We start from the raw sequence: 17,266 nt of genomic DNA on the forward strand, positions 1-17,266 counted from the left end.
ACAACAGTCAAAAAATTTCGAAAAAATTAATATTGCGGAAAACGTTTTCGCATGATATGATATATTCAGTTTTGGAGAAAACGTTTTCTCCAAAAAGGCGAAAGGAGGAATTATGAGTCAGCACAGTAATTTACAGCAGGACGTTTTAGTAACCAATATGGAGGAGTCACTTAGCGGCATTGCGAACGAGAAGTTCGGCAAGAGCCTTAAAGATTTGAGCGATAAGGAGACCTATGTTGTTCTTCTTGAGTACTCAAATCGTCTTATGGATGTAGCGCAGATTACAGGCGGCGAGAAGAAGATATATTATATTTCAATGGAGTTCCTTATCGGAAAGCTCCTTTCAAATAACCTTATCAACCTCAGAATTTATGATAAGGTAAGCGAGATTCTTGAAAAGAACGGCAAGAGCCTTGCAGCCATCGAGGAGTGCGAGCCCGAGCCTTCACTTGGTAACGGCGGTCTCGGAAGACTTGCAGCATGTTTCCTTGATTCAATTGCAACCCTGGGACTTTCAGGAGAGGGTATCGGCCTTAACTACCACTATGGTCTCTTTAAGCAGGTGTTCAAGGACAACCTTCAGACTGCAGAGAAGGATGCGTGGATTGAGAATGAATCCTGGCTTGAGAAGACAGACACTACATTCGAGGTTGCTTTTGGCAAAAAGAAAGTAGTTTCAAGACTCTACAATATGAATGTTGTCGGCTATGACACAGGTGTTAACAAACTCAGACTTTTTGATGTTGAGACAGTTGATGAGAGCCTTGTAAAGAAGGGCATCACTTTTGATAAGGAAGAGATTGAGAAGAATCTCACACTTTTCCTCTATCCCGATGATTCCGATGAGGCGGGTAACCTCCTTAGAATTTATCAGGAGTACTTCCTTGTAAGTAATGCAGCTCAGCTCATCCTGAAGGAGCAGAAGGAGCATCAGTATGACCTTCGCGAGCTCAATAAGCATGCAGTTATCCAGATCAACGATACGCACCCCACAATGATTATTCCCGAACTCATCAGAATTCTTGTTGAGGATAAGGCATTTTCAATGGATGATGCCATCGATGTTGTATCTAAGACTTGCGCTTATACAAACCACACAATTCTCGCAGAGGCACTTGAGACGTGGCCTCTTAAGTATATCGAGAAGGCTGTTCCGCAGCTCGTTCCTTACATTAAGGAGCTTGATAAGAGAATCCGTGCTAAGGTTAAGGATCCTGCAGTTCAGATCATTGACAAGGATAAGAAGGTACACATGGCATTTATTGACATCCACTACGGTTTCTCCGTAAATGGTGTTGCTGCCATCCACACTGAGATTCTGAAAAACTCAGAGCTTAATGATTTTTACAAGCTATATCCTGAGAAGTTCAATAACAAGACAAACGGCGTAACCTTCAGAAGATGGCTTATGTCCTGTAACCATCCTCTTACTGAGTTCATCTCTGATAAGATCGGTGACGGATTCAAGAAGGATGCTGATAAGCTTGAGGATCTCCTTAAGTTCATCGACGATCAGGAGACTCTGGATAAGCTTGATGCCATCAAGCATCAGAAGAAGGAAGAGCTCGCTGCTTACCTTAAGCAGAAGGAGAACGTTGAGGTTGATCCTAACTCCATCTTCGACATTCAGGTTAAGAGACTTCATGAGTACAAGCGTCAGCAAATGAATGCCCTTTACATCATCCACAAGTATCTGGAAATCAAGGGCGGCAAGAAGCCCGCGCGTCCCATCACATTTATTTTTGGTGCGAAGGCTGCTCCCGCTTATGTAATTGCGCAGGATATTATTCACCTGCTTCTCTGCCTTCAGGAGATCATTAACAATGATCCCGATGTAAAGGATTACATGAAGGTTGTTATGGTAGAGAACTATAACGTAAGCTATGCTGAGAAGCTTATCCCCGCTTGTGATGTATCAGAGCAGATCTCACTTGCAAGTAAGGAAGCTTCAGGAACAGGTAACATGAAGTTCATGCTTAACGGTGCAGTTACTCTTGGAACTGATGACGGTGCAAACGTAGAAATCCACAATCTCGTAGGTGATGATAACATTTACATCTTCGGTATCAGTGCAGATGAAGTTATCACTCATTACAAGAAGGCAGACTACGTTTCCAAGGATTACTACAAGAAGAGCAAGGTCATCAAGGAAGCAGTTGACTTCATCACATCCAAGCAGTGCCTTGCAGTGGGCCACAAGGAGAACTTGAAGCGTCTCCAGGATGAGCTCCTTAAGAAGGACTGGTTCATGACTCTTATCGATCTCGAGGATTATATCCGTGAAAAGGATTTGATTTTCGCAGACTACGAGAACCGTGATAAGTGGAAGAGAATGATGCTTACCAACATTGCAAAGGCCGGCTTCTTCTCATCAGACAGAACAATTGAAGAGTATAACAGAGACATCTGGAAACTTTAATAATCACCCCGCCTCAAAAGCTTGAGGCGGGATTTTTTTAGGGAAAATGTGATAAAATAGAGCAATGTGCAGGGGAGCATAAGATGAGGAGGAATTTGGGTTTGAAAAAAAGTTTTGCTAAAAGTATTATTACTCGTTCACTTTCAATATTGATGGCGGCCATGATTTTATTGATGGCGCCCATCACGTCTTACGCAGAGGGCTCCGATCCTGTTTATGATTCCATGACGCTTCGCTCCGAATCGATGAGTGATTTCATGATCAAGGCGAATAGATATTACGGACACATTCTTAGTGATACTTCATCCCCTGAATCAAAGAGAGTGCTCTCAATGGGGGCGGTTTATCTGACGAGCGGGGAGACACTTCCTGAGAAGTTCACGGTTTATCTGGGTAAAATAAAACTCTTTGCATATTCGCTTTCCAAAAGAAAATGGATTGTCATCGACTCACAGCCATATCCCAGTGGAATTCGAGTTTATACTCTTCCGTGGAAAAATTCCAAGTCTAAAAAATGTAACAGCATAACCTATACTGACAGCTATGCGAAGGTAGACCTTACTGCGGATGAGATGAAGAACTGCGTGCTGCACTTTTGGGGAAAAACGGCATCGATTGATAAGTCGGATTACCTCTTCTATGCATGCGGCTTTGAATTCTGGACTGATGAAGCTGCTGCAGGCAAATTCACGGCAACCAGCGGAATTGATACCAAGAATGCCTCGGGCTCGCAGACTGTAACCCAGCTCTACTCATCACGCGGACTTACGACGCAGACTTATAAGAGAATCCAGTGGGGACACACTGTTCCTAACGACGTTTATTCGAAATACAAAACCTCAACGCTTAATGCTCTTTTCGAAAACGGACAGCTTGAACCCGGACTTTATACGGGAACAGAGCCCAAGGGGACGGTACCTGTCGATCCCTATATGAAAAAGACAAAGCTAAACGATGTCATCATCGGAAAATCGACACTAAAGCTCAAATGGAAAAAAGTGAAATCCGTAATCGATGGCTATGAAATTCAGTTCAGCACTAACAAGAAATTCAGAAACAAGGTGGGTTCGATTTTTATAGATAAGCCGGGTGCCGCAACCAAGAAATTCAAGCACTTAAAATATGGTAAGAAATTCTACCTGCGCATGCGTACTTATAAAAATGTTGGAAGGCAGAAAGTTTATTCCAAGTGGAGCAAAAAAGTAGGGGTAAATTTGAAGAAATGACAACAAAATAGGGCACCCTCTGCTTATCATAAACATTATTAGAAATTTTTTTTAAAGATGTAAAACCAAACGGCTTTTCAAGGGTACTAATAAGTAGAACCAGGAAAAGGAGGAGAGCGGTTTCGACAACTATAAGATAATAAATATGGAGATGTGTAGAATGGATGAAAAGCTTATAAGAGCCATTGAGGATATGGCGGCGGGAAAAGAAGAGGGCTTCAATGCGGTATATTCAGCAACCTACAATCACGTTTATTTCCGTGCAAAGGCATACATGAAGGATGAGGCTGATGCGCAGGATTTGACACAGATTGTATATATTGAGGCCTACAAAAACATAAAGAGACTGCAGAATGCGGAGTCTCTTTTCGGATGGTTGGACGGAATCTGCCATAATCAGGGAATGAAAATCTTTCGCAAGAAAAAAGATGTGCTTCTAAATGGCGATGAGGAAGGAAATGATATCTTCGAGACACTTGAGAGTAACGACCTTGCGTCACTGCCTGAGCTGTCGGCAGATCAGAAGGAAACAAGCAGGATAATTCAGGAGTTCATCGATGAGCTTCCGGAGGTTCAGAAAGCTGCGGTTATCGCTTATTATTTTGATGGTTTTTCAGTCGGAGAAATTGCGCAGATGCAGGATTGCTCGGAGGGAACGGTTAAGAGCCGCCTGAACTATGCGCGCAAATTCCTCAAGGATAAGGTTGAGGTAACAGAAAAGCGAGACGGTATCAGACTTCACGTTGTTGCACTTCCTACTTTGTACTATGCTATCAGGCTTATGTCAGAGAATACGAAGCTCTCCGCAAAGGCTGCAGAGGGCATCTATGCGGGAAGCTGTGCGCATGTCGGACTTACACCCGGAGCTATAGCACTTGGCAATGCGGGAGCAGGAATGTCAGCAAATATGGCTGCTACAGGTGTTGCAGTTGCAGGCGCAGCAGGGACTGCTGCCACAGGTGCCGGAATATCGATAGGCGTGAAAGCTCTGATAATTGCCGGCGCGATTCTGGCCGGAGCGGGCGCAGGTGCCGGAGCGACTTATTATGTGGTGAATCAGAATGCTGCAAAAACAGAGAAATTAGCGGATGCGAGTGATGAGGATCTGGAAGGGTTAGCGGAAGCGGTTAATCAGGGGGATTCTGAAGGACAATCCAATGATTCTCAGAATCAAGATGGCACAATACCATCAGGAAGTGGAGAAAACAATGATGGAAACAATGATGAAAGCCCGGATAATACATCTGATGATGTAACCCTTACAGAAGATGAGAAAATTCAGATTGTTGATGCCATCGGCTTTTATTCTCAAGATTGGCTGGACGCAGGGAACTTTGTATTTTGTGCAAGATTGTATGCTGTATATACATTATGGAATAACCCTGAAGGAAAAAAGGCCTTCCCTTGGAAAAAGGATGATAAACTGGACGTTCCTTTTGTAAAGGATTTCTATAATGCCCTTGGTATAGAAATATCCGCTGATTACGATTTTGATGATAATGGCGTCACTGTCGACTCTGACAATCTGCTCGGAGAAGGCGAATTGGCAATGGACTATTATGCCTATGAAGGACTTGATATAAAAAATAATGGAGACGGAACATATACGTTGACCGGACAATACAGTTGGAAATCACTGGATGATGAACCCGGGTCAGCACCCAGTTTGTTTCCCTTCACCGCAACAGCTGTAAAGGGTGGAAATCCGGATATTTTCGGTGGCCTTATCATTAAGGATTGCAGCACTTTTGACTATTCGAAATGGAAAGTAAGCAGTTCGAAAGTATCAATGAATTCGGAGCTTATGGCGAAAAAGGCAGCTGAGCTTATAAAGCAAAAACAGGCGGAAGGAATAGTTGATAGCTATTATCCACTTTACTTTGTGTATGATGTTACGGCTGATGGTATTCCGGAGTTTATAGTCCAGCAGGGAACCTGTGAGGCTGATTACATGATGAACATTTACACCTGGGTGGATGCTAAATCCGATTGGATTAAAATGGGAGAAACTCTGGGAGCTCATGTTGGTGATTACTGGGGAAAGAATTCACATGATGGCTTCTACGGATCTTCGGTGCACATGGGATATGAATTCGTATATGATTATGATGGTAAAAGTAATACCACAAATCAGATATATGAAGGCGAAGTTGAATGGATAGATTATCCAAATGGTGATTCCGATATTAAAACCCTGTATCAACCAACGGATGCTACACTACTCATGTTTTATTCAGACACCTCAGCCGGTGCGATTAAGTCTGTAATTGAAAGCGCAAAATAAATTAAGCATAGTTAAAAGAGGCAGTTGTTTAGTCTACAGCCACTTTTTTCGTGCAAAAAAATTTTTTTAAAAATTTTTCAAAAATATAAAACCAAATCAAAACCCGCCGGTACTTATAGATAGAACAACAAAAATAAGATAAGGAAAAGAGGGAAAAGAAGATGAAGAAAAATGGATTATTAAAAAGGACAGGAGCTTTGCTTCTTGCAATGTTTATGTCAGTTGCAGCTTTTAGTGCATTTGCTCCTGAGACAAAACTTACGACTAAGGCAGCAGGTGAGACACAGGATACGGCAACTGTGCTAACGCCTAATTCAGAATGGACAGCATGGACACCACTTGTTGATGGAGGAACACACTTCTACAAAGTGGTTTTGGCTGAAGATGGGGAGCTTACATTAAGTGCTGCATTTAAGAATTGTTATGGCGTGAACGCATTTCTTCGGAAAGAGAAGAACACTGATATCTTGTGTCATGTACAAACTATTTTCGGGACAGAAGAAGATGCTCCTGTTACAGAATCCGATAAACGTGTTTTGTCAGCGGGAACTTACTACATTGAAGTTACTGGAAAGGGTGTCAGAAATAAAGATAAGGGTAATGGTTATCAGAACTATAAGATAAAGACCAGTTTTAATAGTTACGGAACATCTGAAAGTGTCGAAGATAGCTATGATAATCCTAAGGAATATACAATCAATACTGTAGCTACAGATGCATTTACTTGGACAGAGAACATGGATTGGTACAGATTTAATGTAGATAAAGAAGGAAAGTATATTTTTAGCATTACCAGTTATGGTTTTGAAGGTGGATCAATAACCTGTAATGCTAAAATAATGAATTCTGATTTGACAGAAGAAAAGCTTTCGCTTGAAAGAAATGGAGGATATACTCAGGAGATTAAAACAGGAGATGCTTATCTTACTCCCGGAGTGTATTACATAAAGCTTGAAGGCAAAAACACAAAATATTCTTTTTCTGTAAAGGGCTCTACAATCAAAAAGAGTAAAATAACAAAAGTAAAGTCACCCAAGAAGAAAAAGGTAGAGGTTACCTTCAAGGAAGCAAAAGATGCTAATGGCTATCAGATTCAGTACTCAACTGACAAGAATTTCAAAAAAAATGTAAAATCAAAATCTTTTGAGAATGATAAGGCTGAGAACATTGGAAACGGTTACAGAAAAATCACCATTGGCAAGCTTAAGAGACATAAGAAATACTATTTTAGAATCAGAGGCTATGTAGAATCAAACAAGTCAAGATTTTACTCCGACTGGTCAAACGTAAAGAATACAAAAATTAAATAAATGTAATAAACATTCAAAATCCGGGAAGCTTTAAGGTTCTCGGATTTTTTTATATTTTGTGGTATACTTGTGAAGTTGTATGACATTTCGAAGAAAAGAGGGAAAAGAGGATGAAAAAAGAAAAATTGCTAAAGAAATTTGGGGGAGTGCTTTTGGCATTAACTATGGCAGTTAGTCCAATCGGTGCCTTTAATCCGGAAACTAAAATTGTTGCCGAAGCTGCGGGCGGAAGCACTTTTGATACAACTGTAGAATTGCCGGCAAATATGGAGTGGACCGGATGGAATGAAATAGGTGTTGCCAGCCAGGATTTCTATAAAGTTACATTACCGTCAGATGGTATATTCAAGATTGGTCTTATGTTAAAAAACACCAGTCATATAGGTTTAGATGTTTTCAATAGCAATGATACGTCATATAGAGTAATGACTACAGGTCAGATGAATGTAGATGATTCAGCATGGACAGGAACGGATTCCAAGGCTCTTTCAGCAGGCACATATTACATCAGAGTATCAAGTGAAAGTCCCCGTAATAGAAGCCAAAAACAGAGCTATAGATTAAAGACAGTATTTGAGAGCTATGGTGTATCAGAAAATGGAAAGGATACCTATGACAATCCAAAGGAATATACTCTGAACACTTCTGTGACGGATTCTTTTACAGCCACTGATGCAGAGGATTGGTATAAGGTGAACATCACCCAGGAAGGTAAGTATCATTATACGGCTGTGGCTGAAAGCGAGGTCGTTTCCGGATACAATTATGCGGACGCAACTTTATATAATCAAGACCTGTTTGAGAAACAACATCTGGGAAAAGCGTGTTCAGGATCACCGGCATCCAGCGATATTTATTTAGCACCGGGTACATATTACTTAAAAATTGAGGGTAATCAGGTAAAATATACCTTCTCATTAAACAATGCCAAAATTGAAAACGGAAAAGTAACCAAGGTAAAATCTCCCGGTAAGAAAAAGGCAGAGATAACCATTAAGGACGTTACGGGCGTTAATGGTTACGAAATCCAGTTCTCGACTAACAAGAATTTTTCGAAGAATGTAAAAACAAAATCTTTCGAAATTGCAAAGACACAAATTGCGGGAAATAATAAAAGGAAGATAAAAATAAACAAGCTTAAGAGACATAAGAAATATTACTTCAGAGTCAGAACTTATATCGAGCATAATAATGTCAAATATTATTCAGACTGGTCAGATGCAAAGAGTGTAAAAATAAAATAATCATTCAGAATCCGGGAAGCTTTTGGGTTTCCCGGATTTTTACTAATCATAGAGCTTTTGATATAATATTATTGTATTTCGTTTTGGAATTCATCCGGAATTATCATCACAAATTCCGGAAAAAATAAAACAATTTTCATTATAAGGAGGAAAAGAAAGGCATGGCACGAAAAGTAGTTTTGGCAGGAGCTTGTAGAACAGCGATTGGCGTTATGGGAGGTGCCCTTAAGGACATTCCGGCTCCGGATCTTGGAACAATCGTAATTAAGGAAGCACTGAAGCGTTCAGGTGTAAAGCCTGAGCAGGTAGATGAAGTATATATGGGCTGCGTAATTCAGGCAGGTACAGGCCAGAACGTAGCACGTCAGGCAGCAGTTAATGCAGGAATACCGGTTGAGGTTCCTGCAACTACAATTAACGTACTTTGCGGATCAGGTCTTCACTGTGTAAACCTTGCAGCAAAGCTTATCTCTATGGGAGATGCAGATATTATCGTAGCAGGTGGTACAGAGAGTATGTCTCGTGCACCTTATGCACTTCAGAATGCAAGATTTGGTTACCGTATGAACAACGGTGAGCTCATCGATACAATGATCAAGGATGCACTTACAGATGCGTTCGGAGGCTTCCACATGGGTATCACAGCTGAGAATATCTGTGAGCAGTGGGGACTTACAAGAGAAGAGCTCGACGAGTTTGCTGCAAATTCTCAGCAGAAGTGCGAGAAGGCACAGGCTAATGGCGTATTTGATGAGGAGATCGTTCCCGTTCCTGTAAAGGTTAAGAAGGAAACTGTTATGTTTGCTAAGGATGAAGGCCCCAGAGCAGGTGTAACAAAGGAGAGCATCTCTAAGCTCCGTCCCGCTTTCAAACCTGATGGAATGGTAACAGCAGCTAACTCTTCAGGTATCAACGACGGCGCAGCAGCTATCGTAGTTATGAGTGAAGAGAAGGCTAAGGAGCTTGGCATCAAGCCCATGGCTACATGGATTGCCGGTGAGCTTGCAGGCGTTGAGCCCCGCATCATGGGTATCGGTCCTGTTGCTGCAACCAAGAAGACAATGGCTAAGGCTGGCTATCAGATTTCTGACTTTGATCTTATTGAGGCTAACGAGGCATTCGCTGCTCAGTCAGTTGCAGTTGGTAAGGATCTCGGCTTTGACCTTAACAAGCTCAATGTAAACGGCGGCGCTATCGCCCTTGGACACCCGGTAGGATGCTCAGGCTGCCGTATTCTTGTAACACTTCTCTATGAGATGCAGAGACGCGACGCCAAGAAGGGACTCGCTACTCTTTGCGTAGGCGGCGGAATGGGAGCTGCGGCAATCGTTGAACGAGACTAAGATATTATGCCTTCCCCCTAAGGGGGAAGGTGTCAGCTTTAGCTGACGGATGAGGGTTATATGAACGTAAACCTTGGTAAAGGCTTCGGCCCTTTAGACTTTGATGAAAACGGAAAAATGTTTTCTCTTTTTCCTGAAAATCTCCCCTATGTGGATGACGACTTCGACGGCAATGATGCGGACTTCACAGTATACGTAGACGCTGAACTCGTAGAAGCTGTCTGCAATGCGGGACTTGATTTTGAGGAATTCCTTCGCGCGGAAGAAGATGAGCGCCGAGAGATGCTTGAGGATGTTGGACTTAATCCGAATGATTACGAGCTTGATTTCGACCGCGATGTCAGAGAACGTCTTGAAGAAGAGGGGTACTACGACATGGAGTACGACGGCGACTTTGAGGAAGCCGAAGATGATGAGTACGACTTCGAAGAAGACGATGATGACGAGGACGACGAAGACGAGTACGATGAGGAAGATGAATCCGACGAAGACTATGATGAGGATGAGGAAGACTTCGAGGATGATTCCGAAGATAACTATCCGGATGAGGACGACGAAGACGATGATTATCCGGATGAAGAATACGGCTCAGACGACGACTTTGGAGGAGACGGCCGGGGCGGCAATAAACATGGTGACTCGGGAGATGCCTTTTTTGGCAACCTGGGAAGATAAGTGATCATAGACTTTGGTATCCATGCAATTTATGGATACCAAAGCTATTTATTGTATAGGTAATTCCTATGAAATAAAAAAGTAATTAGAGGGAACGGTATGAGCAAAGACAGAGGCGTTCGATTATGCAAAGACTTATGTAAGCGTGATTTTTGCAGGTGTTCCGTTTCTTGTATTTTATCAGTTTTTTGCCGCAACATTAAGAAGCCGCGGTAACAGCAGAATCCCGTTGGCTGCCGCGGCATCTATTATGGTGAGATAACTGCCTGGATTTTTGCGAATCTTATTCTTATTGCGGCATATTACTATGAGCTTCATTTTAAAAAATAAGTACTTGCAATGAATGTTAGTCTGTGCTAATATAACCGTGTTAGCAAAAGCTAACTAAATGACATACATAGTCATAAGAAATCTCCTACCTGAAAAACCCGCGTCTTGCCAACGCGGGTTATTTCGATTAAAGGATATTTGCAATTTACTTTATTTCATAGGTTTTCATAATGCCGCGAACAGCGTATTCAAGTTCGGGCATCAGTTCATCAAGTGGCTGTGGCTGCTTGTAGATAATAGAACTGTAACCGGCAGAGCTGACCATCTCGACTATCAGAAACATCATGAGCTCGGGATTTCGATATTTCACCTCGGATTCCTCAAACATCTTGGTGATTATCCTCAGGAAGTCAGTCTCGGAGTCATCAATGTTCGTGGTCATGGCCTCCTTAAACAGAGCCCAGCTGAGATCCTTATAAATAAGGGATAGGAGCATATGATTATTTGAAAGCTCAATGAGAATATGCTTCATCATGAAAATAATCTTATCCTCAACCGAATGAAGGTCTTCCTTTAGAAGTTCTTCGTAAGCGACACCAAAGAGCTGATTTGATTTACGCGCAATCAAACGGTTCCTTATATCATATTTGTCTTTGAAATACAGATAAAAGGTTCCCTTCGCAACTCCGGCTTTCTTAACAATGTCGGAAATTGACGTCTGATTGATTCCCTGCGAAGTGAACAACTCAAAGGAGGTGTTTAAGAGAGAATCAAGTTTCAGTTTTTTGTTTTCATCCCATTTTCCCATAAATAAATCCTACCACATAAACTTAGAAAAGACTCGAAAAAATAAATATTGACCATCAGTCATTTTTGGAGTATAACATAAAGTGTAAAAAATGACCAGCGGTCATAAAATATTTTTGTGAGGAAATGGTTATGAAATTTTTTTCTAAGGCAATTGTAAAATCCAGATTCATAATACTGATTGCCAGCATCGCACTGATGATTCCGTGCCTTGCGGGAATGGCAGCCACGAGAGTTAATTACGATATCCTCTCATATCTGCCCGGGGAGATTGAGACCATGAAAGGTCAGGACATCCTCATGGATCAGTTCGGAACCGGAGCGTATTCGCTTTTCGTAGTTGAGGGTATGGCTGATAAAGACATAGCCGAGTTGAAGGCGAATATTGAGACAGTTAATCATGTAAAGAAGGTTATCTGGTATGACACCTTCATGGACTATTCCATTCCGAAGGAGATGCTTCCGGATAAGGTAACCGAGGCACTCGGAACCGGAGACACACAGCTGATGTTTATCATCTTTGATGATACGACCTCGAGCGACGGCACGATGGAGGCCATAACAGAGATCAGGAAGATAGCCAATGAAAAATGCTTCCTTTCGGGAATGGCGGCAATCGTTCTTGATACCAAGAATCTTACGGAAAAAGAAACACCTATATATGTAGGAATGGCAGTACTTCTTGCTGTAATTGTTCTTTCACTGACAATGGATTCCTACCTTATACCTTTCTTCTTCCTTATAAGTATCGGAATTGCAATCATGTTCAACATGGGAACAAACATATTCCTGGGACAGATTTCATTCCTTACAAAATCGCTTAGTGCGGTTCTTCAGCTCGGTGTTACACTGGATTATTCAATTTTCCTGTGGCACAGTTACCAGGAGGAACTTGAAAAGGGTATAGATGATAAAAAGGAAGCAATGGCAAACGCTATCACAGCAACGTTCCAGTCGGTGCTTGGTTCATCAATTACAACCATCGCAGGTTTCGTGGCACTTTGCTTCATGAGCTTCACAATCGGCCTTGACCTTGGAATCGTCATGGCGAAGGGCGTTATCTTCGGCGTTGTTGCCTGCGTAACAGTTCTTCCCTCAATGATTCTGATATTTGATAAAATAATAGAGAAGACAAAACATAAACCGGTTGTTCAGGAATTTGTAAAAACACCCAGATGGATATCCAAGCATGCCATCATATTCGGAGTGCTTTTCCTGTGTCTCCTTCCTCCGGCAATCTGGGGATACAGACACGCAGCTGTTTACTACGATCTGTCAGAGACACTGCCCGTTAAGCTTTCGAGCAGACAGGCGATGATAGAGCTTGAAAAGAATTTTGAAACAAATACAACCTACATGATCCTTGTGGATGCAAACCTTGATACAGCTACAATGCAGGGCATGGTGAATGAACTTAAGAGTGTTGATGGAGTTGATGGAGTACTCGGACTTGAATCACTGATGGGACCGCTTCTTCCCAGGGACATGATTCCCACTGAGCTTAAGGATGAGCTTTCAAGTGATGAGTATCAGATGCTAATGGTTACAAGTCAGTATAAAACAGCATCCGATGAAGTTAACGCTCAGATTGGTAAGGTAAACGAAATTGTGAAAAAGTACAGTCCTACAGCAATGGTCGTCGGTGAGGCACCTTGTACTAAGGATTTGATCACGATTACCGATAAAGATTTTAAGACAGTCAGCATTGTTTCTATTGGCTGTGTATTCCTTATCATTGCATTTGTAATGAAATCTATATCTCTTCCTTTTATACTGGTTGCAGTTATAGAATTTGCTATTTTCATCAACATGGGTATCCCCGGATTTACGGGAACCGTAATACCTTTCATATCATCGGTTGTTATCGGAACAATTCAGCTCGGTGCAACTGTTGACTATGCAATCCTTATGACAACTCGTTATTGTAAGGAGAGAAAAGATGGCCAGAGCAAGAAGCAGGCTACGCGAATCGCGCTTTCAACAAGTATGAAGTCAGTTATCGTAAGTGCGCTAAGCTTCTTTGCAGCAACCTTCGGCGTAGGACTCGTATCCAGCGTCGACATGATCGGATCTCTTTGCTTCCTCATGGCAAGAGGCGCGCTGATCAGTATGACAGTAGTTATTTTTGTTCTGCCTTCCATGTACATGATATTCGATGGACTTATCATTAGAACTACATGGGGTATGCATGATTGCATTAAAAGAGATGCAGACAGAAAGAAAAATAAAGACGTTGCAGTCCTTGATCAGGTAGGACTTGGTTGAAACAGTAATAAAACATCAATTTGAAATAGAGTTTTCGCAAACACTTAGTCAGAGAAAAAGGTTATATATCTGACGAGAAAAGGAAAAGAGGAATTGGTATGTATAAGAGAAATTTACTTAAAGCTACATCAGTTTTAACAGCGTTTGCACTTGCATTCGGTACAATGACAGGCTGCGGACTTGGTAAAAAAGCAGAAGATACAGTACAGGTTCAGGATATTACCGAGGAGAGCCCCGAAGCCGAAGAGCTTGTGGAGACAATGACACAAGCAGCTTTTACCGGAAATAAAGAGAATTCTGAGAGCGGAAAAGAAGAGACTGTATATGTTATGACTGATGCCAATGGTACAGTTGATGAAGTTGTGGTAAGCAACTGGTTAAAGAACGCAAACGGCGACAAGTCACTTACAGATACAACAAACCTGAAGGACATCGTAAATGTTAAGGGCGATGAGTCCTTCAAGGACAACGGCGACGGAACTGTTACCTGGGATGCCGAAGGACAGGACATCTACTATCAGGGAACACCCACACAGGAAGTTCCGGTCGGCGTAAAGGTTACCTACGAACTTGACGGAAAGCAGATGAAGGCCGAGGACATCGCAGGAAAGAGCGGAAGAGTAAGAATCCGCTTTGACTATACAAACTCACTTAAGAAGGAAGTTGAGATTGATGGACAGAAAGAGGACATCGATGTTCCTTTCACAATGATCTCCGGAACAATGCTTGATAACGCGAAGTTTGCCAACGTCAAGGTTTCAAATGGTAAGGTAATCTCCGATGCCAACAACTACGTTGTAGTCGGTGTTGCAATGCCCGGACTCAAGGAGTCACTCAAGATTGATGATGAAAAATTAAAAGAGAACGATATTGACGAGGATGAGGTTGATATCCCCGATTTCGTAGAGATCACTGCAGACGTTCAGGATTTTGAGCTTCCCATGACAGTATCAATGGCAAGCGCAAACGTAGTATCAGACCTCGGACTTGATAAGATTTACAATTCAGATAAACTCGATGACTTAAACGGCGATATGGACAAGCTTTCCGATGCTTCCACAGAGCTTAGAGACGGAACAGGTGAGCTTGCAGACGGAACACAGAAGTTTGAGGACGGAACATCAGAGCTTTACGACGGAACTGTGGAGCTTGCAGATGGAACAAAAGAGTTAAAGGACGGAACCGGCGAACTTAAGAACGGCGCAGGTGAGCTTAAGGATGGCACAAGCCAGCTTGCAAGCGGAACAGGTGAGCTTAAGAACGGAACCGGTGAACTCAGAAACGGAACCGGCGAACTTAAGGACGGAACAGGCCAGCTTAAGGATGGCGCAGGAGAGCTTGCAAAGGGAAGTAAATCACTTGCAGATGGTGCAACGACACTTAGCACAGGAATCGGAACATATACAGATGCTGTGGGTCAGATATCTTCAGGTGCTACAAGCCTTGATACCGGTATCGGTCAGCTTAAGGACGGTGCTACAACACTCACAGGCGGAATCACTTCTGCCAAGGATGGTGCTAAGAGCGTTGCAGATGGCGCAGCACAGCTTAGTACAGGTATAAATACTGCTGCGGATGGAGTAAAACAGCAGCTTGAGGTGCTCACTGTAGCGCAGTCTGCTTTTGAAGCAGAGTTTGGAGATGCTTTAGCTTTTGCTGCAAACCAGCAGGCAGGCGTTAATGTAAGAAATGCTGCTTCTCCTGCAGATGATAAAGATGTGGCAAAACTTGTAAAGGAGATTACTGAGAAACTTGCTGATACATATGCGGATGAGGTAAAGGCTGAAACACAGAAGGCAAAGGATGCTGAGAAGAAGACAGCGGAAGCAGAGCAGAAGGCAGAGGAGTCCGAAAAGAGAGCAGAAGAAGCAGAGCAGAAGGCTGAGGAAGCTACTAAGAGGGCGGAAGCGGCAGAGAAAGCTCTTCAGGAAGCCCTGAATGATCAGCAGAACAGTTCTTCAGATCAGAGTCAGTCACAGGATGATTCCGATAGTGATAAGAAAGAGAAAGCATCCGATACAGAGGATAAGAGTCAGGAAACACCCGAGGAGAATCAGGAAGCTACTGAAGAAAACAGCTCGAATGAAAATGCAGAGAATACTCAGGTGACACCTGAGGAGAGCTCAAATCAGGAGAGTACTGAACAGACAGAGCAGGCTACTGAAAACACTGAGAGTAGCGAAGCTGAACAGAATACCGAGAACACTGAAGCTCAGAGAGAAGAATCTGTAAGTCTTGGGACAGAGACTGTCGAAGAGAGTCAGGAAGCTTATGAGGGAGAGATTGAACAATATGCTGATGAAACCGGAATTGCAGCAATTTGTGCCGCAACAGGTATGACAGCTCAGGATATCCAGAACCTTCGTGCAGGTGCAGATGTTGCTATAGCAGCTGCTTCTGCCGAGGGACAGAAGCAGGCCAGTGCCCAACTTTATGCTGCATTACAGCAGGCACTTACAGCTGCAGCGGCAGAATCAGATCCTGATAAAAAGCAGCAGATATATGTAAACGCTCTTTCTCAGATTGCAACAGGAGTAAAAACTCCCACACAGACAGGAACACAGGCAATTACAACCATTGCAGCAACATATAAAACAATTGTTGCATCAAAGGAAGCTATGCAGAAGCTCTATGGTACAGATACAACTCAGGGTCTTAAGGACATTCAGGCAGGTGCTTCACAGCTGGCAGTTGGTGCTAACAGCCTCTACGATGGAATGAAGAAGCTTGATGCAGGCGGAACAACTCTTGGTCAGGGACTTGTTTCACTTAAGGATGGTTCAAAGCAGCTTGCAGATGGTGCTAAGAAGCTTAATGATAACAGTAAGTCACTTAAGGATGGCGGAACAAAGCTTGCAAACGGTGCTTCAAGCCTTAAGGACGGAGCAGGCAAGCTCAGCGATGGAGTAGGCAAGCTTGATGATGGTGTAGGCAAGCTTAATGATGGTGCTGTAAAGCTTGATGACGGAGTAGGCAAGCTCGACGATGGAGCAAAGAAGCTTGATGACGGAGCAGGTAAGCTCTACGACGGAACTGTAAAACTTGATGACGGTGTAGGCGAGCTCAACAATGGAGCAGGCAAGCTCAGAGACGGAGCAGGCGAACTCAAGGATGGTGCTGTAGAACTTAACGACGGCGCAAGAAAGCTTGCAGACGGTATGGTTGAGTTTGACGAAGATGGTATCCAGAAGCTCACAGGCACAGTTGATGAGGATCTTCTTTCAGTAAAAGACAGACTCAGAGCAGTTGATGAAGCTTCTCAGAGTTACACTTCCTTCTCAGGCGCAAACGAGGATGAACCCAGCACAGTACAGTTCATCATTCGTACAGCACCCGTAAAGGCTGACTAATTATTCTAAATAATACGCCCCTGAGGTATGTATATTCAGCCCCAACCTCATTGCAAAGAACGCAAGAATCGGT

The 17,266-nt window shown here is 42.8% G+C and carries 10 protein-coding genes and 1 pseudogene; 10 read left to right on the forward strand and 1 reads right to left on the reverse strand.

Going from position 1 to position 17,266, the window contains the following annotated elements; genetic code table 11:
- Positions 1-112 precede the first annotated feature (112 nt).
- The 8 genes and pseudogenes from G596_RS0105785 to G596_RS26070 all read left to right on the forward strand — a co-directional run.
- Positions 113-2,419, forward strand: coding sequence for a glycogen/starch/alpha-glucan phosphorylase (locus G596_RS0105785; RefSeq protein ID WP_022760898.1), 2,307 nt, complete (start codon positions 113-115; stop codon positions 2,417-2,419).
- Positions 2,420-2,520: 101 nt separating this feature from the next.
- Positions 2,521-3,645: a hypothetical protein gene (locus tag G596_RS0105790; RefSeq protein ID WP_022760899.1), complete on the forward strand. Its 1,125-nt coding sequence runs from the start codon at positions 2,521-2,523 to the stop codon at positions 3,643-3,645.
- Positions 3,646-3,805: 160 nt separating this feature from the next.
- Complete coding sequence (locus tag G596_RS23575) at positions 3,806-5,929, forward strand: RNA polymerase sigma factor (RefSeq protein ID WP_196805195.1); 2,124 nt, start codon at positions 3,806-3,808, stop codon at positions 5,927-5,929.
- Between the two features lie 161 nt (positions 5,930-6,090).
- Positions 6,091-7,239 (forward strand): hypothetical protein, encoded by a 1,149-nt coding sequence (locus G596_RS0105800; RefSeq protein WP_022760901.1) that lies wholly within the window; start codon positions 6,091-6,093, stop codon positions 7,237-7,239.
- Between the two features lie 110 nt (positions 7,240-7,349).
- Positions 7,350-8,483 carry a pre-peptidase C-terminal domain-containing protein gene (locus G596_RS0105805; protein ID WP_022760902.1) on the forward strand — a complete coding sequence of 378 codons (1,134 nt, stop codon included), beginning with the start codon at positions 7,350-7,352 and terminating at the stop codon, positions 8,481-8,483.
- Between the two features lie 161 nt (positions 8,484-8,644).
- On the forward strand, positions 8,645-9,826 hold the full coding sequence (locus G596_RS0105810; RefSeq protein ID WP_022760903.1) for an acetyl-CoA C-acetyltransferase: 1,182 nt from the start codon (positions 8,645-8,647) through the stop codon (positions 9,824-9,826).
- Between the two features lie 60 nt (positions 9,827-9,886).
- Positions 9,887-10,501: a hypothetical protein gene (locus tag G596_RS25170; RefSeq protein ID WP_022760904.1), complete on the forward strand. Its 615-nt coding sequence runs from the start codon at positions 9,887-9,889 to the stop codon at positions 10,499-10,501.
- Between the two features lie 124 nt (positions 10,502-10,625).
- A pseudogene (locus G596_RS26070) lies at positions 10,626-10,763 on the forward strand (hypothetical protein); the annotation flags it as partial.
- Positions 10,764-10,976: 213 nt separating this feature from the next.
- Here G596_RS26070 and G596_RS0105820 read toward each other — a convergent pair.
- Positions 10,977-11,579: a TetR/AcrR family transcriptional regulator gene (locus G596_RS0105820; RefSeq protein WP_022760905.1), complete on the reverse strand. Its 603-nt coding sequence runs from the start codon at positions 11,577-11,579 to the stop codon at positions 10,977-10,979.
- A 131-nt stretch (positions 11,580-11,710) separates the two neighbouring features.
- Here G596_RS0105820 and G596_RS0105825 point away from each other — a divergent pair, with 131 nt between their 5' ends.
- Together G596_RS0105825 and G596_RS23585 are read left to right on the forward strand one after the other, a co-directional pair.
- The gene (locus G596_RS0105825) at positions 11,711-13,843 is read left to right on the forward strand and encodes an efflux RND transporter permease subunit (RefSeq protein ID WP_022760906.1); all 2,133 of its coding nucleotides are present in this window, start codon (positions 11,711-11,713) and stop codon (positions 13,841-13,843) included.
- Positions 13,844-13,941: 98 nt separating this feature from the next.
- Positions 13,942-17,193, forward strand: coding sequence for a hypothetical protein (locus G596_RS23585; protein WP_022760907.1), 3,252 nt, complete (start codon positions 13,942-13,944; stop codon positions 17,191-17,193).
- Positions 17,194-17,266: the final 73 nt, after the last annotated feature.

The sequence above is a fragment of the Butyrivibrio sp. AD3002 genome, from assembly GCF_000420905.1.
In the GTDB taxonomy this organism is placed as follows: Bacteria; Bacillota; Clostridia; order Lachnospirales; family Lachnospiraceae; genus Butyrivibrio.